The organism is uncultured Zhongshania sp. (assembly GCF_963975605.1).
Lineage (GTDB): Bacteria > Pseudomonadota > Gammaproteobacteria > Pseudomonadales > Spongiibacteraceae > Spongiibacter > Spongiibacter aquimaris.
In genome coordinates, this window is sequence record NZ_CAXBHN010000001.1 from 146,876 (window position 1) to 166,950 (window position 20,075).

18 protein-coding genes are annotated in these 20,075 nt (G+C 50.3%); 15 read left to right on the plus strand and 3 right to left on the minus strand.

The annotated features are described in order from the left end of the window. Positions 1 to 120: 120 nt before the first annotated feature. The 7 genes from AAC007_RS00660 to chrA all read left to right on the plus strand — a co-directional run bounded on the left by AAC007_RS00660 (position 121) and on the right by chrA (position 6,564). Entirely contained in the window at positions 121 to 1,323 is a 1,203-nt protein-coding gene (locus AAC007_RS00660; RefSeq protein ID WP_339673991.1) for an amidohydrolase family protein, read from the plus strand. A gap of 175 nt (positions 1,324 to 1,498) precedes the next feature. Beyond that, a complete protein-coding gene (locus AAC007_RS00665; protein WP_295875528.1) occupies positions 1,499 to 1,777 on the plus strand; it encodes a hypothetical protein in 279 nt (92 codons plus the stop codon). Between the two features lie 300 nt (positions 1,778 to 2,077). Next, positions 2,078 to 2,695, plus strand: coding sequence for a hemolysin III family protein (locus AAC007_RS00670; RefSeq protein WP_339673993.1), 618 nt, complete (start codon positions 2,078 to 2,080; stop codon positions 2,693 to 2,695). Between the two features lie 28 nt (positions 2,696 to 2,723). Continuing rightward, on the plus strand, positions 2,724 to 2,996 hold the full coding sequence (locus AAC007_RS00675) for a hypothetical protein (RefSeq protein ID WP_339673995.1): 273 nt from the start codon (positions 2,724 to 2,726) through the stop codon (positions 2,994 to 2,996). A gap of 33 nt (positions 2,997 to 3,029) precedes the next feature. Beyond that, positions 3,030 to 3,416, plus strand: a complete 387-nt coding sequence (locus tag AAC007_RS00680; RefSeq protein ID WP_339673997.1) for a thioesterase family protein — start codon at positions 3,030 to 3,032, stop codon at positions 3,414 to 3,416. 168 nt (positions 3,417 to 3,584) lie between these two features. Continuing rightward, positions 3,585 to 5,375: a DEAD/DEAH box helicase gene (locus tag AAC007_RS00685; protein ID WP_295875516.1), complete on the plus strand. Its 1,791-nt coding sequence runs from the start codon at positions 3,585 to 3,587 to the stop codon at positions 5,373 to 5,375. Between the two features lie 55 nt (positions 5,376 to 5,430). Continuing rightward, positions 5,431 to 6,564, plus strand: coding sequence for a chromate efflux transporter (chrA, locus tag AAC007_RS00690; RefSeq protein WP_339674000.1), 1,134 nt, complete (start codon positions 5,431 to 5,433; stop codon positions 6,562 to 6,564). Positions 6,565 to 6,594: 30 nt separating this feature from the next. On the opposite strand, the gene AAC007_RS00695 is transcribed toward chrA, so the two are convergent. Then, positions 6,595 to 7,476 (minus strand): LysR family transcriptional regulator, encoded by an 882-nt coding sequence (locus AAC007_RS00695; RefSeq protein ID WP_295875510.1) that lies wholly within the window; start codon positions 7,474 to 7,476, stop codon positions 6,595 to 6,597. Positions 7,477 to 7,589: 113 nt separating this feature from the next. On the opposite strand from AAC007_RS00695, the gene AAC007_RS00700 reads away from it, so the two are divergent. The 3 genes from AAC007_RS00700 to AAC007_RS00710 all read left to right on the plus strand — a co-directional run bounded on the left by AAC007_RS00700 (position 7,590) and on the right by AAC007_RS00710 (position 11,001). Then, entirely contained in the window at positions 7,590 to 9,032 is a 1,443-nt protein-coding gene (locus tag AAC007_RS00700) for an HAD-IB family hydrolase (protein ID WP_295875508.1), read from the plus strand. A gap of 92 nt (positions 9,033 to 9,124) precedes the next feature. Beyond that, the gene (locus AAC007_RS00705; protein WP_339674004.1) at positions 9,125 to 10,528 is read left to right on the plus strand and encodes a wax ester/triacylglycerol synthase domain-containing protein; all 1,404 of its coding nucleotides are present in this window, start codon (positions 9,125 to 9,127) and stop codon (positions 10,526 to 10,528) included. Between the two features lie 95 nt (positions 10,529 to 10,623). Then, positions 10,624 to 11,001 (plus strand): carboxymuconolactone decarboxylase family protein, encoded by a 378-nt coding sequence (locus AAC007_RS00710; protein WP_339674006.1) that lies wholly within the window; start codon positions 10,624 to 10,626, stop codon positions 10,999 to 11,001. A gap of 164 nt (positions 11,002 to 11,165) precedes the next feature. On the opposite strand, the gene AAC007_RS00715 is transcribed toward AAC007_RS00710, so the two are convergent. Next, a complete protein-coding gene (locus tag AAC007_RS00715) occupies positions 11,166 to 12,305 on the minus strand; it encodes a zinc-binding dehydrogenase (RefSeq protein WP_339674009.1) in 1,140 nt (379 codons plus the stop codon). Positions 12,306 to 12,745: 440 nt separating this feature from the next. Here AAC007_RS00715 and AAC007_RS00720 point away from each other — a divergent pair, with 440 nt between their 5' ends. The 5 genes from AAC007_RS00720 (at position 12,746) to AAC007_RS00740 (ending at position 18,161) form a co-directional block, all read left to right on the plus strand. After that, positions 12,746 to 13,582, plus strand: a complete 837-nt coding sequence (locus tag AAC007_RS00720) for a helix-turn-helix domain-containing protein (RefSeq protein ID WP_339674011.1) — start codon at positions 12,746 to 12,748, stop codon at positions 13,580 to 13,582. Positions 13,583 to 13,683: 101 nt separating this feature from the next. Then, a complete protein-coding gene (locus AAC007_RS00725; RefSeq protein ID WP_339674014.1) occupies positions 13,684 to 15,486 on the plus strand; it encodes an acyl-CoA dehydrogenase in 1,803 nt (600 codons plus the stop codon). 23 nt (positions 15,487 to 15,509) lie between these two features. Further along, on the plus strand, positions 15,510 to 15,971 hold the full coding sequence (locus AAC007_RS00730; protein WP_295870508.1) for a MaoC family dehydratase: 462 nt from the start codon (positions 15,510 to 15,512) through the stop codon (positions 15,969 to 15,971). A 46-nt stretch (positions 15,972 to 16,017) separates the two neighbouring features. Continuing rightward, positions 16,018 to 16,938: an SDR family NAD(P)-dependent oxidoreductase gene (locus AAC007_RS00735; protein ID WP_295870511.1), complete on the plus strand. Its 921-nt coding sequence runs from the start codon at positions 16,018 to 16,020 to the stop codon at positions 16,936 to 16,938. A 38-nt stretch (positions 16,939 to 16,976) separates the two neighbouring features. Further along, on the plus strand, positions 16,977 to 18,161 hold the full coding sequence (locus tag AAC007_RS00740) for an acetyl-CoA C-acyltransferase (RefSeq protein ID WP_339674022.1): 1,185 nt from the start codon (positions 16,977 to 16,979) through the stop codon (positions 18,159 to 18,161). Between the two features lie 87 nt (positions 18,162 to 18,248). Here the strand turns inward: AAC007_RS00740 and AAC007_RS00745 are convergent, their stop codons facing one another. Continuing rightward, positions 18,249 to 20,048, minus strand: coding sequence for a CocE/NonD family hydrolase (locus tag AAC007_RS00745; protein WP_339674024.1), 1,800 nt, complete (start codon positions 20,046 to 20,048; stop codon positions 18,249 to 18,251). Between the last annotated feature and the right edge of the window lie 27 nt (positions 20,049 to 20,075).

A 20,075-nucleotide genomic window follows, 5' to 3' on the forward strand; every position in this document is an offset into this window, starting at 1 on the left:
TCGACGTCTTACACCGATGGCGGTGAGCTTTTTTGTCACCGCCGAGTGATTGCTGCGGTTAGTGTGTTCTTTTGTGAGCCGGCGTAAAGTGACCTTATGTCTGCGATAAGGTGCCGTGCCATGAATCCACTTCCCTACTCTTTAATTGATTGCGATAACCACTACTACGAACCTGACGACTGCTTTAGTCGTCATATCGAATCGAAATTTCGCGATCGCACAGTATGGGTAGAGCGTGAGCGCGACGATGGCTTCGGGGTAATGAAGCTGGGGGAAGAGCGATTAAATTTCTTTAGCGTAGGCGTAGGGGATTACGTGGGGCCGCCAGGTGCCATGAAGGCCTTTTTCAAAGGCGATGTTGATACCGGCGGCGCCGTTAATGCCAATGCCATTCGCGCTATCGATTGTCCAGAATTTATCAATAAAGCAGCACGCCTTAAGCGCATGGATGAGCAGGGCGTAGAGGCCTGTGTGATGATTCCAACCTTGGGCTGCGGTGTCGAATACCAGCTTCGCAAGCCTCAACACCGCAATATCGCCTACCCGAGTATTCGTGCATTTAACCGTTGGGTAGCCGAAGACTGGGGCTGGGGCGGCGACGGCCGAGTTTTTTCAACGGCCATGATGAGTTTGCTGGACGTCGGCCAGGCATTGCTGGAACTGGAGCGCATATTAAAAGAAGGCTGCCGCTTAGTTCATATTAATACTGGCCCCATTGAGGGGCGTTCGCCAGCTGATCCGCATTTTGATCCCTTTTGGGCGAGAGTCCAGGAGGCGGGTGTGATCGTGACTTACCATATCGGTAGTGGCCCTTTTACAGAGCTGTATGCAGCGCCGTGGGGCGAGCCAGCGAACCCACCGTCGCATCGCTTTACGGCTTTTAATATGTTTGTTGGCATGGGGGAGCGGACGGTGGTCGATCAGCTTGCCGCGACCATATTCCAAAACCTGTTTGGTCGCTTCCCACGCTTGCAGTTTCTCATTGTGGAATTTGGTGCGGCGTGGCTACCGCATTTGCTCAAAACGATGGATAAGATTTACCGGCTTGGTGACCATAAAAGCCGCTGGCCATACGGAAAACCGGGGCTTCCCAGCGAGGTATTTCGCCAGCACTTTAAAATTGTGCCTTTTCACGAGGATGACTTCGGCCGCATTGCGAAAAGCGCTGGGGTGGAGACTATCGTCAATGGCTCAGACTACCCGCACCCGGAGGGGCTGTTGTGGCCCTCTGAAATGACAGAGGAAATGAACGGGTTTTCGGAGTCTGAAATACATCAAATGATGAGAACAAATGCGGCAAAAATGCTAGGTATCGGCAGCTAAGTAGGGTCGTTTTATTACTTTTTGTTATGAAATAGCTTGGTGGTTGAAGCGCTTTGATCTAGAACGGGGGGGATGAATTAAGCTAGGGCTATGGTATAACAGAATTATTGGCACGGATGCTATAGGTTAAATTACGTATTTTGGTGTGAATTTATATATAGCATGGAGTTTGTCAATGGATTTGACGCATGGCAGTGTACTACTTGGTGATCGGGAATTGTTATCTGATGTTCCCATGTATATCTCCTCAAGCCGCAATTATGTGAAGTGGGGCGGTTGCCTACACCTGAATAAACAGATTAGCGAACGTTTAGACGGAACAGAATACCGAATCCGCCTGCGTGACGGACGCTTGGGTGAAATTCGTATTCGGAAAGTCGTCAATACCAATGGTTCATTGCATGTAGAACTGCTCTTTGAGGGCTTGGGGCGCTTGGATGCTGAGGTAGCTTAAGCTTGCCTGCGAGAGGCAGCGGTCGCACCTGCAGTGATAATGTGAATTCCTAGCGTCTAAATTCCTGTGTGACTTTATTTCCCTCGGCGGTTGATCCCAAGCTCAACCTCTTTATGTTTTTGAATAGCGCGAACTCCCTGTCTTAATATAATGTCCGCTACACCCCGTCGAATCTCCGCAGGCTCAATGATATCTGTTAGATTGTTTTATCTGCGGCGTCTTTTGTGGGCAGTTGAATCCAATTGTCGCAGTCAGTGTTAGTAGTGCATCTCGCAAAATAATTAGAATGGTAGCGGCATAGTGTATAAAGGCGAGCGTTTTAACGGGGTTTCCCATTTGCTTGGCGTGTGCGCGGCGCTGATTGGCAGTGTGGCGCTGATTGTGCCTGCGGTGCAAAGTGGCGATGTATGGAAAATATTGGGATTTTCAGTGTACTGCTCTTCCCTGTTTGCCCTCTATCTGTTTTCTACCTTGTACCACAGCACCTGGGGGCCTCATAAAGCGCTCTATCGGCAGCTTGATCACTTGGCTATCTACCTTCTTATCGCCGGAACCTACACACCGTTTTTAGTCGTGACACTCCGTGATGCTGGCGGTTGGTGGATGTTCGCGCTGATTTGGTCACTGGCGGCGGTCGGTATGATTTTAGAAGTTATCCCCAAAGCGGGGCGGCGTGCGTGGTCGATCGCGGTGTATCTATTGATGGGCTGGCTTGCCATTTTCTTGATTAAGCCTTTGGGAAGCGCCTTACCTGCGGGTGGCTTTAACTTGCTTTTGGCGGGTGGGGTTGCCTACACCGCGGGTATTGTCTTTTATGTTTTTGACAAAAAGGTCACTCATTTTCACGGTGTGTGGCACCTATTCGTGTTGGCGGGGAGTGTATGCCATTTCTTCACCATCTATTACTATGTCGCCTGAATAGTATATTGGCTGAGGATCTAATATTTTGATTTTATGCCGTATTGTCATGGCTTTTGGTCTGTTAAATGGACTTTTCTTAGCGACCGCGCTGTTTGTGCCTCTCGCCTTCAATAGTCATATTTATGGCTGGCAACAGGCATCATCGCTCATGATTTTGCATGCCTTCGTAACTGCGGCGATGCTGTACGCGGCGGTCGAAAAACAGCGTGGCAGCGCGCTAGGGCTAAAGGCATTCCCCGCGTCAATTATGAGCTACATCCTCTGGTTGTGTATGGTTTTGCGCTGGTTGGCACTCTAGTCTCCTTTCAATGGTATTAAGGAATATCTCAAAATGTTGTCATGTACGATGGAGCCTCGGTTCTGCGAAACGGATGCGCTGGGGCATATAAATAATACGGTGGTACCGATGTGGTTTGAGACTGCGCGGGGTCCGGTTTTTGAGGTGTTTAATCCAGGTCAGGATTTAAGCAAGTGGAACGTTATTCTGCGCAAAATCGATGTCGATTTTATCGCGCAGATCTACCACGGGCATTCAGTCGAAATCAGAACCCGTGTTGGGCACGTTGGGATTTCTTCGTTTGTCTGTGAGCACGAAGCGTGGCAGCGTGGCGAACTGGTCGCCAAGGGCACTGCGGTCATGATTTATTTCGATTTTGCTCAACAGTGTAAACAGGAAATTCCGGCTGCCTTGCGCGCAGAGTTGGAAAAACTGAGTTGATAGCAAGGTTTCGCTGCGTCTTCTAGGCGGCAATGCCAAAAAAGGCCAAAGGTTTCAGGGTATTTGTAGTCGCATGCCGGTATAATGCGGCCTCAACGCCATATCTGCGTTCGGCCGAGTGTGAGGTCTAATGTTGCGGCGACTCTTGCATTTTTTACGGTAGCGATTATGCCCTCTGATACGGCCGCGGCAGCGGAAACTATTACTTTTGATGATTTGGGCTTAGCGCCCATGGTACTGGCCGCGGTTAAAGCGGTTGGTTACGAAACACCCTCGCCAATTCAGGCGGCGACTATTCCCTTTATTCTGGCTGGCCGAGATCTCGTTGGTCAGGCGCAAACCGGTACAGGCAAAACGGCGGCGTTCGCGCTTCCCCTGTTGTCTCGCCTCGACGTAAACAGTCGTCGTACCCAAGCTCTAATTTTGGCCCCAACACGTGAGTTAGCTATCCAGGTAGCGGAAGCGCTGCAAAGCTACGCGTCGCATATGCCCGGTTTTCAGGTGCTTCCTATATATGGTGGGCAAGACTATCGCGGCCAATTAGCGGCGCTTAAACGCGGCGTACAGGTTGTTGTGGGTACACCCGGACGAGTAATGGACCACATGCGTCGCGGCACGCTTAAACTCGATGACCTGAGTCATTTGGTGCTAGATGAAGCTGACGAAATGCTGCGTATGGGCTTTATCGATGACGTTGAATGGATCATGTCGCAAATGCCAGAGAAGCGTCAAATAGCGCTGTTCTCTGCCACTATGCCGTCAGCGATTCGTCGCATCGCGACGACCTATTTGAATAACCCCGAGCACGTGACTATTCAAACTAAAACCTCCACCGCCGTGACTATTCGTCAGCGTTATTGGATGGCGCGCGGTTTGAATAAGCTCGATGCTTTGACCCGCATTTTGGAAGCCGAACCCTTTGATGGCATGATTATTTTCGTGCGGACCAAGCTGGTAACCACCGAGCTGGCAGAAAAATTACAGGCGCGCGGATATACAGCTGCGGCACTGAACGGCGATATCGCGCAGGCCCAGCGTGAGCGCACCGTTGAGCAACTTAAAAACGGCCGTTTAGATATTGTTATCGCGACGGATGTTGCCGCTCGCGGTTTGGACGTCGAGCGTATTAGTCACGTTATTAACTACGATATTCCACACGACACGGAAGCCTACGTTCACCGCATTGGCCGTACCGGCCGCGCTGGACGCAGCGGCGATGCGATTTTGTTTGTCGCGCCGCGTGAAAAACGGATGTTGCAGGCAATCGAACGCGCAACTCGGCAATCTATTGAAGAGATGGGCTTGCCAACTGCAGAGAATATCAACGCTCTGCGCGTTGATCGCTTCATGCAAAAGATCACTGACACCCTCGCCGGCACAGACCTGAGCTTCTTCCGCAAAATGCTGCAGGAATACGTCTCTAAACATGACGTGTCAGAAATGGACGTGGCGGCGGCGTTGGCTAGCCAGTTGCAGGGTGACAAACCTTTACTCGTTAAAGACGCACCTAAGCTCATGACCGAAGCGCGCAGCCGTGACAAGCTGAGCACCACCGGTGGCAAGCGCGCGCCAGATTCAAGTTTGCTGCGTTACCGTTTGGAAGTAGGCCGTCAGCACGGTGTGAGCGCGGGCAATATCGTCGGCGCAATCGCCAACGAAGCGAATATTGATAGCGCGCACATTGGCCGTATTTCAATCTACCCAGAATTCAGCACCGTCGATTTACCTGCAGACTTACCTGAAGGTGCAATGGCGTGTTTGAAAACAACCCGCGTCGCTGGACAGGCTTTAAATATCTCTGTTCACGAAGGCGGCGATATGCCTATTGAGCGCGAGCGTCCACGCAAGCCTCGCATCAGCAAATCCGGTGATGTTAAAGGTGGTCGCAAGCCGGTGAGCAAAGTGACGAAGGCAAAACCCAAGTCTTCAGCGCCACGAGAAAAACGCGGCAAGCTATAAACCGTCATCACCTTTGTTTACACTCTTTCCGAATTATTAAGGCGAGAGTGTAAACGTGGCTTGGCGCGTATTTCTGCAATTCCTCTATTTGGGCTGTATTAGTTTTGGCGGCCCTGCAGCACACATCGGCTATTTCAGAACGGTTTTTGTAGAGCGCAAGGCCTGGCTCAACGAACAGGAATTTGCCGCCGATCTTGCTCTATGCCAGTTTTTGCCAGGCCCATCCTCCAGTCAGCTTGGTTACGCTATTGCTTGTCGGCGCGGCGGCATTGCGGCCGGCGTCGCGGCCTTTATTGGTTTCACGCTGCCTTCCTTTTTGCTTATGGTTGCGCTTGCCGTTTGGCAGCTCGAATTGGTACAGGGTTCGCTCCAATATGGTGTGGTCAGCGGTTTAAAGTTACTGGCGGTCGTTGTGGTGGCGGATGCGGTGTGGGGAATGGCGCAGCAGAGCTGCCGTAGCCCGCTGACTATTGCTGTGGCCGTGTTTAGTGCCGTAGTCTTGAGTTTGGTGATGAGTCCATTGTGGCAAATAAGCTTAATGGTGATTGCCGCTAGTCTTATGGCGTGGCGTGGGCTGCCGACACGGCATAGCAGTTTAATGAAAGTCGATTCTATTTTCGTGGCTTGCATGCTCGTTTTTCTTCTGCTCGTCGCCGTTTGTGTTTTATTTTCTGACAGTATCTTTGCGATTTTTTATCAGGCAGGCAGTTTGGTGTTCGGCGGTGGTCACGTGGTGTTGCCGCTGTTAGAGCCTCTGCTTAATGGTGGCGTAAGCAACGACCAGTTTCTTTTGGGCTACGCTGCTGCTCAGGCAGTACCAGGACCGATGTTTTCATTTGCCGCCTATCTGGGTGCAGTCCTGCGCCCTGACGCACCTTTGTACTACGCCCTTGTCGCAACTCTCGCAGTATTCACTCCAGGTTTTGTATTGCTCACTGGTATAAGGGGTATTTGGCAGCAGCTATCTGCTCGGCCTAGAGTGATTGCAGCTATCGCTGGGGTAAATGCCGTGGCGGTGGGTATGCTAGCTGCCGCTTGGATCAACCCTGTGTTCAGCAGCGCTCCGCACGATGTGATTGCGCTGGGCTTGGCCGTGGTTGGGTATATTGCGGTGCGGAGTAAACGGGTGCCGATCCTGTTACTGGTAGTGGTATTCTCGGCATGTGGTGCGATCCTATATTCAGCGTGAGCTACCATTAAGAAAGGCAGTAGGCTTTAGTTATCGCGCCAGAATATTCACTAGCGCCGTAGCTGGTGCCGAGAGTTCGAAGTCCTGGCGGTAAGCGCAGCAAACGTTTAACTTATCTGCAGTGGTAAAGGCGAGAATATTGAAACGCTTTAAAAACTCCTTATTTCCTAAATATGCTTGGCCAACGGTGGCGACAGCGTCCGTGGCAGCTACAACTTCGCATGCCAAGGGGAAGTGGCCAATAATATGGGTTGGATGATCACTGGGGATTTCAGTTTCTCCGAATAGGCGATTAGTGATCTCAGGTGATGAGCCATCTCGTTCTGGTAGCACAAGGGGGTAATGTAAAATGTGCTTCGACGTCACCGTGCGCTTTTTACTTAGGGGATGATCGCGGCGAGTGAAAAAATACGCATCGAAAGGCTTAAGTGGCACAATTTTGAATTCCCGTTTTTCTTCAAGGGCACGAGTTGGCCCTATGATAAGATCTGAATCGCCTGTTCTTAAATGACTAATTGCCTCACCTGTAGAAACCGACTTCACATCGACTTTTAATTGCGGGTAGTGCGCCAGTAACTGCGGCAAGGCTGGGTTCATTAGGGTGATTAGGGGCGGTGGCGAAATGCATACCCGCAAATGTGCTTCGCGGTATTCTCGGAATTCCCTAGCATCCATATCAAGGCGTTCGATGTCGGCAAGAATGCGTGCGGCGCGATCAATAATGCTGCGTCCTTGCTGCGTTGCGATTACCCCGCGTGCGCGGCGTTCGAAGAGAATTACTCCCAGCTCTTTTTCTACCTCCGCGACGGTTCTGGTTAAGCTTGGCTGCGATACGTGAATCGCGGCGGCAGCGGCAGTCATTGAGCCAAAGCGATCAACTGCCACAATGTAGCGAAGTTTGGTGGTATTCAAAGGTATACGTTTTCCAAATATTACAGGGAAAATAGTATTGGACTGAATATTTGATACGTTGTCAAATGAAGTGATATGTAAATCCCATTGAATAAGCAAGGAGCTACACCTGCATGCGTCCCTATACTGAAATTACCGCAGAAATAGATAATGCTCCCGCTGGGCCGCAAATTGCTGCACTGTTTGATTTCGACGGCACGATCATCGCCGGATATTCAGTTTTTAGTTTTCTTCGCGAGCAGGTACGGCGCGGAGATCTAGCACCTTCAGAGATAGTGGCAACCGTTGATGCGGTTGCGCGTTTCGGCCTCGGTAAAAAAGATTTTGCAACGCTTATGACGCTGTCAGCGCAAAGCATGAAAGGGCTTAAAGAAGATGATTATCTGGATGTTGCACAGAAAATATTTGAACGGGATTTAGCGAAAAAGATCTTCCCTGAAACCAGAGCGCTGATCGAGGCTCATATGCGCAAAGGTCATACAGTTGCGATCATCTCCTCTGCCACACCTTATCAAGTGACGCCCTGTGCTAACTATCTCGGTATCGACAAGGTGTCCTGCAGTACCATAGAAGTGAAGAATGGCATTTTTACTGGCGAACTGGGTGGCCCATTGTGTTTTGGTGTTGGCAAAGTAGATGCAGCACTTGCCATTGCTAAGGAACATGATGTCGACTTGGCAGATAGCTATTTTTACTCAGACAGTACTGACGACATAGAGCTTTTAGAATATGTCGGCAAGCCCCGCCCGTTGAATCCAAGTACTAAATTGCGAGAAATTGCCGGAGAACGCGGTTGGCCGATGCGGACATTTCACAGCCGGTCAAGCCGTAGCTCAGCGATAGGCCTGACACGAAATATCGCCAGTAAAGTCAGTCTGGTCGGTTCGGTGCTAGCAGGTCTTCCAATATGGGCCCTAACCGGTTCCAAGCAGGAGGCGCGAAATTTTTCGATGTCTTTGTTCGCGGATATATCTAGCGCCGTTACCGGCCTCAAACTCGATATTGTTGGCGAACAGAATCTTTGGGCGGCGCGACCCGCTGTGTTTATTTTTAATCATCAAAGCGATATCGATGTCATGATCTGTGCCAAGCTTTTGCGCCGCAACTTTGCCGGTGTGGGTAAAGCTGAGATAAAGCAGATGCCGCTGATCGGCATGGCAATGGAATACTCGGGTATTGTATTGATTAATCGCAGCGACAGTAGAAGCGCAATTAAGGCGATGGAGCCCTTAATTGATAGAATCCGAAATGAGCGTATTTCAGTGGCGATGGCCCCTGAGGGCACGCGAACCCATTCAAAGCACCCTAAGCCATTTAAAAAAGGGGCATTTCACGTGGCCATGCAGGCAGGTGTCCCGATCATTCCCATTGTGATTCACAATGCCATGGACGTATCGCCTAAGGGCGATAGTGTGTATTACCCCGGCACTGTTGAGGTGGAAGTACTTGCTCCCGTCGATACCAGTCGTTGGACGACGGCAAATCTCGATAAGCAAATTGCAAAAATTGAAGCGCTTTACCGAACTACTTTGGACAAGTCGACCGCGGTTGAGTAGTTTTCAGAAATGATATTTCAGAATGCCCTTATTATAGCGCTTGGATTGGGTGGTTTACCTCCCCATCACAATGACATTAGGTGATAGCCGCAATGGAACAAATAAAACCGCAAGATGCACAGTTTTTATATACCGAAACAGACGATAATTTTAATCACATCACACTGCTACTTAATTTTGACGGTGCGTCAGAAAAAAGTGGTGGTGCCTTAGATTTTGAAAACTTGAAATTATTTTTCCAGAAAAAATTAAAACATCATCCTGTGTATTGCCATCGTTTGGTGAGATTGCCCGCAGAGTTAGATTATCCCTATTGGATCGTCGATGAGCTGTTTGAACCGGATGCGCATTTTAGTATAAGTCCGCTTCCCGCACCGGGCATGTGGCCGGAACTAAGGGCTGCGACCTGCGATCTTCATTCACAAGCGATGGATATGAATCGTCCGCTATGGGACGTAACAATATTTTCCGACGTTAATTGCAATGGCGAGATTAAAGGCGGTTTTACTGTTGCGGTCAGGTTGCATCATGTCGCGGTAGACGGTATTGGCCTGCTAAAGATTTTGGCGAATATGGCCATGCCGTTAAGCGAAGCTGACGACGAACTCGATAACGAAATTAGCGATGATAACGCTATGATGTCGTGGACGAATTTAGCCGGTCGAGCGCTTAAAAACCGCTTTCGTCACACCGTAAACCTCGCTGGTACGCTGTTGAAAGGGACTTCCGTGGTTGCACCTACGGCGCGCCGATTTCTTAAGACCAAACCGTCGGAAAGGATGCGCGTGCATCCCACTCGATTTAATTCCAGTGTCGGTGGTGACAAAATATTTGATGTTATTAATGTAGATCTTAAAGCGCTCAGTGCCATGCGCTGCTTATATTCTGGCGCAACGGTTAATGACGTAGTGCTTGCGGTTTGCTCCGGCGCATTACGACGCTATTTGCAAGCTCACAATGAGCTTACATCGACGCCTGTGGTTGCGTGGATACCTGTTAATGCCAGAAGCGTGGCCTCGACGGGCGAGCGTGATAGCGGTAATAATTTAAGTGCATTTACTGCGCCAATCTATACAAATATTGCCGATCCCGTGGCTAGATTGGCCAAAATAGTTGCGGCGACCCAAAGTGGAAAGGGCGGGAGTTCGGCAGCAGGCCTTCTTTTAAATGTGACTAAGTGCTTACCGGCGACCGAGCAATACTTGTTCTCGCGGGTAATAAATGCGACCTCTGCTGCCAGTTCAACTTGTAACTTATTTGTATCCAATGTGCCGGGCCCCGCTCACAGCGTTCACATCGCAGGGCATCGTTTAGAAAGTTTGGCGGGCTTGCCACCCTTGGGAGAAGGCATGGGCCTTTTCATCGCGACGCCAAGTTATAATGGCAGATTGTATTTCAATGTTATTTCGACGGCGGCGATTTTGCCGGATATTGAATTTTTTATGACATGCCTGCAGGATTCCTTCGCTGAGCTGCAATCCGTGATGAAGGCGTGAGATCGAATATGAATTATATTGTTGTCAGCGGTCGAGTGTCGCTGGGGCAGCTGAATTTGCCTCTATTCTTGAATAAACGGGCTTAGTAGATTTTTATGAGTATTGAAGATCAAAAGAGCGGCGAGCTTATTCGTCGGCAAGTCATGGGTAGCGCTCATGTGGATGCCTCCTTGGGCAATGCCACCGATTTTGATATGCCGCTGCAAGAGGCGGCGATGGAACATGCGTGGGGAGGGGTTTGGACACGTGATGGCCTAGATTACAAAACCCGCAGTATCGTCACCGTTTCTATGCTTATTGCTTTGCAGGCACACGGAGAGCTAAAGGGCCATGTGCGCGGCGCACTCAATAATGGGGTGAGTCCAGAAGAAATTCGTGAAATTATTATTCACGCGTCGGCTTATTGCGGCTTTCCCGCGTCTCTTTCTGCAATGCGAGTGGCGAGAGAAGTGATCGACAGCTACCAAGTTTAGTGCTGTGTAGCATTTATTAGGCGTCGATAGGTTTGCATAAACCCATTGTTTGAAGTGGGTTTATGCAAATGATGGTGCGGGTTTAGCTATGATAAAAATTACGTGTAATTGATCCTCTGGTGGTGCTTTCAAAATATAACTGAGAACTCGTTTTCTGCTCTAAATCATTTAGACGGGTTGATCAGGAATTTCCTGCCGGTCGCTTGCTGGCTATATGCCGCAACGGTGTCTTTGTCTAATGCCTCGCTTAAAGAAATCTCGTCGCTGTAGTGACTTTTAAATGTCGTGTGTAGTTCGTCCGCGACACGCTGACGCAGTACCATGGTTTTTTCTAAGCCGATTTTTTGCGTAAACGGCGTAAGAAGCCAGCCGTTGATACCCCAGCTAAATCCAAAATTGCGACTAATATAGGTTGGCGAGATATCCAAGCCGCCATAAATATACAGTTGCTTGAACGTAGTCGATCCATACGGACCTGGCCGCGCCACGTCTTTCAATGCCGCTTTTTCCATGCAACTGAGGATTCGGCTACCTAGGTCGCCACCGCCGGTGGCATCGAAGGCGATGTAGGCCCCAGTTTCTTCAAGAGCAGCGGTTAGATCGGCCATAAAAGTATCTTCACTGGTATTGCAGACATATTTTGCGCCCAGGGATTTTAATAATTCAGCTTGCTCTTTTTTCCGCACAATATTGACCAGGTCGATACCGTCCTCGAGACAAATCCGGTTTAGCATTTGCCCTAAGTTTGATGCGGCTGCAGTGTGAATAATGGCTTTGTAGCCCTCCATGCGCATCGTTTCCACAAATCCCAGTGCGGTGAGCGGGTTAACAAAGCAAGAGGCGGCATCCCGCGCAGTAGTGCCTTGGTTCATGGGCATACATTGCATGACATTTACTGTTCGGTACTGGCAGTAAAGAGCGCCGTCTAAAACAGCCACAATTTTCCCGAGTAGTGCCTGTGCTGCATCACTGCTGCCGGCTTTGATAACCGTACCTGCGCCCTCGTTGCCAACTGCAAGGGGTTTGCCTATTCTGGCCTGCACGCGGCTTTCGATACCCTTGCGTAGTTTGGCGGTGTAACGGGTGTCTTCGCCGCTGCCTGTGGTTACGCCTGTGCTAACATCTGCCGGCATGATGAGCGTGGCCTGATCAGAAGGGTTGATAGGGGTAGCCTCTATGCGCACGACGACCTCGTCCGGGCCGGGCTCGGTTATGGGGGCTGATTTTAGGAATAATTGCAGATGCCCATCGTCGGTCACCAGTGAGCGTAATTGCAGGCCTGAAGTATTGGTGTCGTTGCTCATGTTGAGAGTCCCTTGTTAGCTCAATTTCAATATGTTTTTTATATTGAGAATTACTATAGCGTATTATCAGCAGTGTAGTCGCTTCGCTTGCTATTGGTGGCAATGGAGCAAAGCATGTGGTTCTTGAACTGAGTCTAGGGTCTGTTGAGGTTTCATCATTACCACTGCTGGAGGCCATTTTTTCGTCTGGCGAGGCATAAGGAGTGCGGTTTGGTTATTCCAAATAAATGACTGAATAACGATGCCAGGCGGAAAAATGGCCCCAGCCCTTCGGGTTGTGCCTGAGAAAGCGCCACTTGTCGTTGCTCCTCGCTCATTTGGAGCAACCAAACCACACTCGTCGCGTCCCGGCGGGGCCCGCTAAATTGGCGCTTTCTCAGGCGCAACAGAGGCATGATGAAACCTCAACAGACCCTAAGCAATTACTTGAATGAGAGTGCATGAAAGATAATACTCCGAGACCTGTGTTTGGGCGTTTCCTTAAATTTTGGCGCGGCGTACATCAGCTTAGCCAGGAGGATCTTGCAGATCGTTTGAATAGCTCTCCGCGTCATATCAGCCGTCTCGAGAATGGCAATAGTCGGCCCAGTGAGACCATGGTACTTGATATTGCCCGTGCTCTAAGTCTTGGACGGCGGGATTTAACCCATCTTCTGATTGCGGCGGGCTTCGCTCCCCGAGAGGAGCGGGTAGACTTTAATGCCCCCGAACTCAAATGGCTTCGCAAAGCCTTGCTGATGAATTTGCGGGCTTTAGATCCGTTTCCGGCATCGGTGATAGACAGCTCGACAAATATCCTAATGGTTAATCGAGGCTGGGTACGTTTTTACTCGCGAATAGTGAGTGCAGAGGCGTTAACTTCGGTCACAAATTTTTATGACTTTATATTCAGTCACTCGGGCGCCGGTAATATTGTGAGTGATTGGCCAGATACCTTGTCGGCGATTCTCATGTCCATTCAGCAGACGGCCTTGTTTACCGGTGATGAAACGGCGCTTAACACGATAGAACGCCTGCAAGCCTACCCAAGCGCGCCAGCTGATTGGCGCCAGCGTGCCGCGCGTACAGAACCTATGGCGAGCTTTCGTGTGCAGCTGGATATCGAGGGCGAGTTAAAACGGTTTTTCAGCGTGGGGACGATGGTGGGTGCCCTGGGGCCAACCGCCTTTGCCTCTGAGCCGCAGCTAAGTATTGTGACCTTGTATCCCGAGGATGAGGCCTATGATTTTGGTGACTCATTAGATCACGACCTGGTGCATCCTCTGCTGTTTTATTAGCCGCTAGGCAGTGGATATTCGCCACCTGGACATTCGGTGTCGTGGTGGATGAATCTTTAGTTAACCAGAATGCCTGAAGAATCTTAATGAGGTCAGGCAATATGACAGCGGCAATCCTTTCTGAACGCGATATACAGTTCATGCTCTACGAGCTTTTTGATGCTGAGGGCTTAACTGCCAGGCCCCGCTATGCAGATCATTCTGTAGACACGTTTAATGCGGCAATCAATACAGCCCAGCATATTGCCAGCAAATATTTTGTTCCGATTCGCAAGAAGGTGGATGAACAACAACCCACCTTTGATGGCGAAAAAATTTCGATGATCCCGGAAATAAAAATCGCTGTTGATGCCGCCATTCAAGCCGGCTTTGTATCCTCTACGGCGGACTACGAATTCGGGGGAATGCAGTTACCCTTGCTGGTGTCTGCTGCGGCTAACGCATACTTGTGTGCCGCTGGCAGCACTACTATGGGCTACCTTGCCTTAACTTCTGCCAACGCTAGTCTTATTGAGCATCATGGTTCTGCCGAGCAAGTGGAGAAATGGGTGAAGCCCATGCGCAGCGGTCGGTTTGCCGGCACCATGGCGATGACCGAGTCGAGTGCTGGCTCAGGGCTAGCGGATTTGTTGACAAGCGCTGTGCCGGCGGACGATGGCAGCTACCGAATTAGTGGCAGCAAAATATTTATATCCGGAGGTGATCACGACCTCAACGAGAATATAGTGCATTTGGTTTTGGCGAGAATTAAAGGTGCGCCAGCGGGTGTGAAGGGGATTTCCCTGTTTATTGTTCCTAAAATACTTGTCAATGAAGATGGGACTTTGGGCGAGCGCAACGATGTGGCGTTGGCAGGGCTCTTTCACAAAATGGGTGGCCGTGGACAAACCTCTACGGCGCTGAACTTTGGCGAAAATGGCGGTGCTGTTGGCTATTTGCTGGGCGAAGCTAACCGCGGTCTTAGCTATATGTTTCATATGATGAACGAGGCGCGGGTTATGGTCGGCACCATTGCGGCCTGCACGGCGTTAACCGGATATCAATATTCATTGGACTATGCGCGGGAGCGTTTTCAAGGACGACTGCCGTCGAATAATGATCCACTGTCGGCGCCGGTGAGTATCATTGAGCACGCTGATGTGAGGCGCATGCTACTTGCCCAAAAAGCCTACTCGGAGGGCGCGTTTGCCCTCTGCCTGCTGGGTTCGCAGTTGGCGGATGATCGCCACACAGCCCTAAGCGAGGAGGCGCGTGTCAAAGCAGACACCTTACTAGATTTCTTAACGCCTATTATTAAAAGTTGGCCATCGGAATACGGCCCAAAATCAAATAGTTTGGCGATACAGGTGCTTGGTGGGCACGGCTATATCAATGAGCACCCGGTAGAAATGTTCTACCGCGACAACCGCCTTAACCCTATTCATGAGGGCACTACGGGCATCCAGTCACTTGATTTATTGGCTCGCAAATTGCCGATGAACGGGCAGGCGGGCTATTTATCTTGTCTAGCTGAAATACAAAAAGATATTGATGCGGCAATGTCGACTAATTTGTCGGGCCCAGCAATGCAGCTAAGCGAAGCAGTATCGGTACTCAAGAGCACCACCGAGTCCTTATTGCAGGCCATGATGACAAAGCCAATTGATCTGGTATTGGCGAATTCCGTCAGCTATTTAGATATGTTTGGCCACGTTGTGATAGCTTGGCTGTGGCTGCGTCAGGGCCTGGTTGCGCAGGCGGCAATGGCCGCTGAGCTTCATCAGTCTGATATGGATTTCTATCAGGGAAAGTTGCAGGCGATGACGTATTTTATGAATTTTGAATTGCCGTTAATTAATGTTTGGTCGATGCGCTTAATGGAGCTTGATGCGACGTTTTACGATATGAAAAATAATTGGTTTTAATAACGAGTAAAAGGAGACGTGGTGTGGCGACATTAATAGATAAACAGGATGTGCAGAATTATATTGGCTTCGAGCCTGAGGCCACCGACTGGCTGACGATAGACCAAAATAGAATAAATCAGTTTGCAGATTGCACGATCGATCATCAGTTTATTCATGTTGATCCAGAGCGAGCGAAAGACTCCCCCTTTGGCACCACCATCGCTCATGGCTTTCTCAGTCTGTCGATGCTGTCTTATTTTTCTGAACAGTACAGTATTCTGATCGATGGCTTTTATATGGGGATTAATTACGGTTTCGATAAAGTGCGATTTCTCTCGCCGGTCAAAGTTGGCAGTCGTATACGAGCAAAGGCCAAAATATTATCAATTGAAGAAATAAAGCCCGGTAACTTTAGGGTGAGTACCGAAGTCACCGTTGAAATAGAAGGTGAGGCTAAACCCGCCTTGGTTGCGGAATGGATCAGCGTGCAAATGGTCGCGTGAAGCGAATTGACGGGATAGTGAGCCCCGAAATTATTAGGAGAAAGTGATGAGTATTCGTTTTGATGGCCAAGTGGCAATAGTAACCGGTGCCGGAAATGGCTTGGGTCGCAGTCATGCAATCGCGCTGGCCGCCCGTGGCGCCAAAGTCGTTGTGAATGATTTAGGCGGCGCGCGCGATGGCGCGGGTTCGTCTTCTGCGGCTGCCAAAAGCGTAGTGGACGAGATTAAAGCCGCCGGTGGTGAAGCCATCGCGCACGGCGCCAACGTTGCAAACTACAGTGAAGTTGAAGACATGGTTCAGCAAGCGCTGAACGCCTGGGGACGCGTCGATATTTTGATTAATAACGCTGGTATTTTGCGTGATAAATCATTTACCAAAATGTCGATAGATGACTTTAAGTTGGTGATGGATGTTCATCTTATGGGCTCGGTAAACTGCACAAAAGCAGTGTGGGACCTCATGAAAGAACAGCAGTACGGTCGTATCGTGATGACCACGTCGTCGAGCGGACTGTATGGCAATTTCGGTCAGACCAACTACGGTGCGGCCAAGATGGCGGTGGTCGGCTTAATGAATACCTTGGGTTTAGAGGGCGCTAAATACAATGTCAGAATTAACGCCTTGGCACCCACAGCGGCAACGCGCATGACGGAAGATATCATGCCGGAAGAAATATTAGCCATGTTGGTGCCGGAAGCCGTAACTGCTGGTGCACTGATTCTCTGTCATGAGGGTGCGCCCAGTCGTCATATTTTATGTGCCGGTGGCGGAGGCTACGCAAGTTCAAAAATATTTGAAACCGAGGGTGTTTATTTAGAGCCAGCTCAGCAAACACCCGAGGCGGTAGCCGCGCATTGGGATGAGATTTGTAATACCGATAAACAAGCACCCTTGGACAATGGCGCTAAGCAGTCAGAGAAATTTTTACTGAAGGCCCAGGCATTTTTAGCGCAAGACAAGGCATAATTTTAAGTAAAAATTGCAAGATATTTGGAGTAAATATAATGAAAGAGGCAGTGATAGTATCGGCGGCGCGGACCCCGATAGGAAGAGCGTATCGCGGCGCATTTAATAATCTGGAGGCACCGTCATTATCGGCTTTTGCGATTAAAGCTGCGGTTGCGCGCTCTGGAGTAGACCCCAGAGAATTGGACGACTGCATAATGGGCGCCGCGATTCAGCAGGGTACCCAGACGATGAATTTCGGCCGCATTGCGGCAATGGCATCGGGTTTGCCGGTATCAGTCGGCGGCATGACAATTGATAGGCAGTGCTCCTCCGGTTTGATGGCGATTGCAACGGGTGCCAAGCAGATCATTTTAGATGGCGCACCGATGCTCGTTGCCGGTGGCTGCGAATCGATTTCATTGGTACAGAACGAACATATGAATATGCACCGCTTGGTTGATCCTGCTGCGATCGCCCACGTGCCAAATATTTATATGGCTATGCTGGATACCGCTGAGGTCGTGGCGAATCGCTACAATATTTCACGCGATGCCCAGGATGAATACGCGCTGCAGTCTCAGCAGAGAACTGCAGCTGCACAGCAGGCAGGGAAGTTCGCCGATGAGATTGTGGCGGTCACGGCAAGCAAGTTGGTGAGCAATACAGAAACCGGTGAAACTTCGCAGGAACAGGTCACCTTGAGCCAGGACGAAGGTAACCGCCCGTCGACCACGCTGGAAAATTTATCGTCTTTAAAAGCAGTTCGCGACGGCGGCAGCATTAGTGCAGGAAATGCGTCTCAGCTTTCTGATGGCGCGGCAGCGGTCGTTATGATGGATGCCAAATTAGCTGAACAGCGCAATGTAGCTCCCCTGGGAATATATCGTGGTGTTGCGGTTGCCGGGTGTGAGCCCGATGAAATGGGTATCGGGCCTATCTACGCTATTCCAAAATTGCTTAAACATGCTGGGCTAAAAATGGATGACATCGGTCTCTGGGAATTGAATGAAGCCTTTGCAGTGCAAGTCATTTACTGCCGCGACAAACTGGGTATTCCCAATGAGCGTTTAAACGTTAATGGCGGCGCTATTTCAATTGGCCATCCCTATGGTATGAGCGGCGCGAGAATGGTGATGCACGCCTTGCTAGAGGGTAAGCGTCGCGGTGTGAAATATGTTGTCGTCACCATGTGTGTCGGTGGCGGTATGGGCGCGGCGGGCTTGTTTGAAGTGTGTCTCTAGTCGCAAGCTTGCGACGAGGCGGTTATTAGCTGAAATCGCACGCTGGTGATTGAGCAAAAATATCACCAGAGTGCGATCTGAGCGGGCCTATTGGCCGTTGTTCACTACCAGCGGCACGTCAACGGTACCGCTCATGGCCGCCGGTATGGGGGCTTGGGTGATACTGCTAATGTGGGTGAAGTAAGGATGGAATCCATACACCATTAGGCCGAGGGTATCCCCTGTGGTGACGGGCTCCGAAACCCCGATCATTTCCTGTGCGATCAAGCCGCTGCCGCGTATTGGCAACACTTGATCGTTAATTAAAAAGGCATCGCCGCCATCAGCGGGTATTTTGCCCAAGCCTATATACAATAGATTGCCGTCACCATTGCCGCCACTGACATTCAGCATGGCTAAGGGAATGCCTGCGAGAACACCATCATTTGTCACGGTTTGCAGGGGAATGAATTTTCCCTTAGCGACCAGCTGGCTTAGCAGTTCGCTTGGTAGCAGATTGACGATATCGTCTAGATAATCGACCAGTGACGTAGGATCAGCGCTGGCTGTTAGTACTGCAATCAAAGTGCTTGATGCTTCTACCGGCAATGAGGATAAGGTCGCGAGAACGGTTTGTAATGGCAGAGCGGTGAGCAGATCGACAACATTGCTCAGACCGCCGGGAATAATCTGCGTTTCGTCAAAACTAGTGAGTGAGCCTCCGCGTTTTACTTCGCTGCTGCTAGTGCCGGATTGCTGGGCGGTCAGGCTAAAACAGACGTCGGGAATGGCTGGGGCGCTTGTGCCTTGTAATTTGGAGGCCAAAAAATTCAGCGCTAGATCGTCAGTTTGAAAAACTTGGCCATCGCAATACAGCGTGCCTTCGGTGCCGAATAAGATTTGCCGGCCAGCGGTTTGTAGCGCTGGTAAAATATGACCGTCTTTCTGTATAAACAAGTGTGCCTCGTTGCCTTGGCCTTTCCAGCACTCGTAATTTTCTACCGCTTCATTAATGTTAAAAAGTACGTCATTGCTACCCTGAATAAATAAGGCGTCGGCGGTGGAGAGCGTTCTGCCGTCTTCGCGTTCGCCTTCACAAAACGACAGTGGGCTGTGACCCGCTAAGCGGGTAACGGTTTCGGTTGCGATTTCGCCGGTGGTGCTTGCGCCAATAATGGCCTCGAAAAGATAGGGTTCAAGCTTGCCCATCGATGCGACTGATAAAATATCTAACCAGATATTCTTCGGCGTATTGTTGGCGTACAGGCTGTAGGGCAGGTTGCTCCACGTTGCCAAGGGCACAATGGCGTCAAAACGTTTATCTACACTGGAGCACACCGTTTGAAAGCCGCCACCGTAAGACAGACCAACGGCGCCAATGAGCGGGTCGTCGCCCTCAAAACTCAAATTAACTAGGTTCTCTTCGGCCCAGTCTATTATTTGCGACACATTGCGGCAGTCGATATCGGGGTCCATCACGGTGATATTGCCAGTGGTTTCACCAAAACCTCGCTGGTCAAAACTAATGACATAAAAGCCCTTTTCCAGCCATGCTCGCCTGGCGACATCACCAGAAATATCATTGGTGAGAAAGGATTCGAGTGGATTGGGGTTTTCGAAATTTTTGGCGCGAGAAAGACCAAAGCCGTGGCTATGGAGTATTAAAGGGACGCGCTTTCCCTGCGGATTTTCCGGTGCGTATACCGTAAATGCTACGGTCTCGCCGTCAAAGCCGGTGAGCGTTTGATCGAAGTGGTTTTGGCTTTCGGGCTGGCCGTTATTCCCGCTACCGGGATTATCAGCGGGGCCGCCCCTGGATGACGAGCTTGAGCTACCGCCGCAGGCTGTGAGTACCGTGATACTGCTAATAAGGGTGAGTTTGGCGATTAAGCGGGCACTGGGGAGCATGATATTGCCTCTTTGTTATCGTGGCGG

Bases quoted from the DNA above. Each gene is read 5' to 3' on its own strand.
- AAC007_RS00660 (WP_339673991.1), top strand. From the start codon at position 121: ATGAATCCACTTCCCTACTCTTTAATTGATTGCGATAACCACTACTAC.
- AAC007_RS00665 (WP_295875528.1), top strand. From the start codon at position 1,499: ATGGATTTGACGCATGGCAGTGTACTACTTGGTGATCGGGAATTGTTA.
- AAC007_RS00680 (WP_339673997.1), top strand. From the start codon at position 3,030: ATGTTGTCATGTACGATGGAGCCTCGGTTCTGCGAAACGGATGCGCTG.
- AAC007_RS00685 (WP_295875516.1), top strand. From the start codon at position 3,585: ATGCCCTCTGATACGGCCGCGGCAGCGGAAACTATTACTTTTGATGAT.
- AAC007_RS00700 (WP_295875508.1), top strand. From the start codon at position 7,590: ATGCGTCCCTATACTGAAATTACCGCAGAAATAGATAATGCTCCCGCT.
- AAC007_RS00705 (WP_339674004.1), top strand. From the start codon at position 9,125: ATGGAACAAATAAAACCGCAAGATGCACAGTTTTTATATACCGAAACA.
- AAC007_RS00710 (WP_339674006.1), top strand. From the start codon at position 10,624: ATGAGTATTGAAGATCAAAAGAGCGGCGAGCTTATTCGTCGGCAAGTC.
- AAC007_RS00715 (WP_339674009.1), bottom strand. From the start codon at position 12,305: ATGAGCAACGACACCAATACTTCAGGCCTGCAATTACGCTCACTGGTG.
- AAC007_RS00720 (WP_339674011.1), top strand. From the start codon at position 12,746: ATGAAAGATAATACTCCGAGACCTGTGTTTGGGCGTTTCCTTAAATTT.
- AAC007_RS00725 (WP_339674014.1), top strand. From the start codon at position 13,684: ATGACAGCGGCAATCCTTTCTGAACGCGATATACAGTTCATGCTCTAC.
- AAC007_RS00735 (WP_295870511.1), top strand. From the start codon at position 16,018: ATGAGTATTCGTTTTGATGGCCAAGTGGCAATAGTAACCGGTGCCGGA.
- AAC007_RS00740 (WP_339674022.1), top strand. From the start codon at position 16,977: ATGAAAGAGGCAGTGATAGTATCGGCGGCGCGGACCCCGATAGGAAGA.
- AAC007_RS00745 (WP_339674024.1), bottom strand. From the start codon at position 20,048: ATGCTCCCCAGTGCCCGCTTAATCGCCAAACTCACCCTTATTAGCAGT.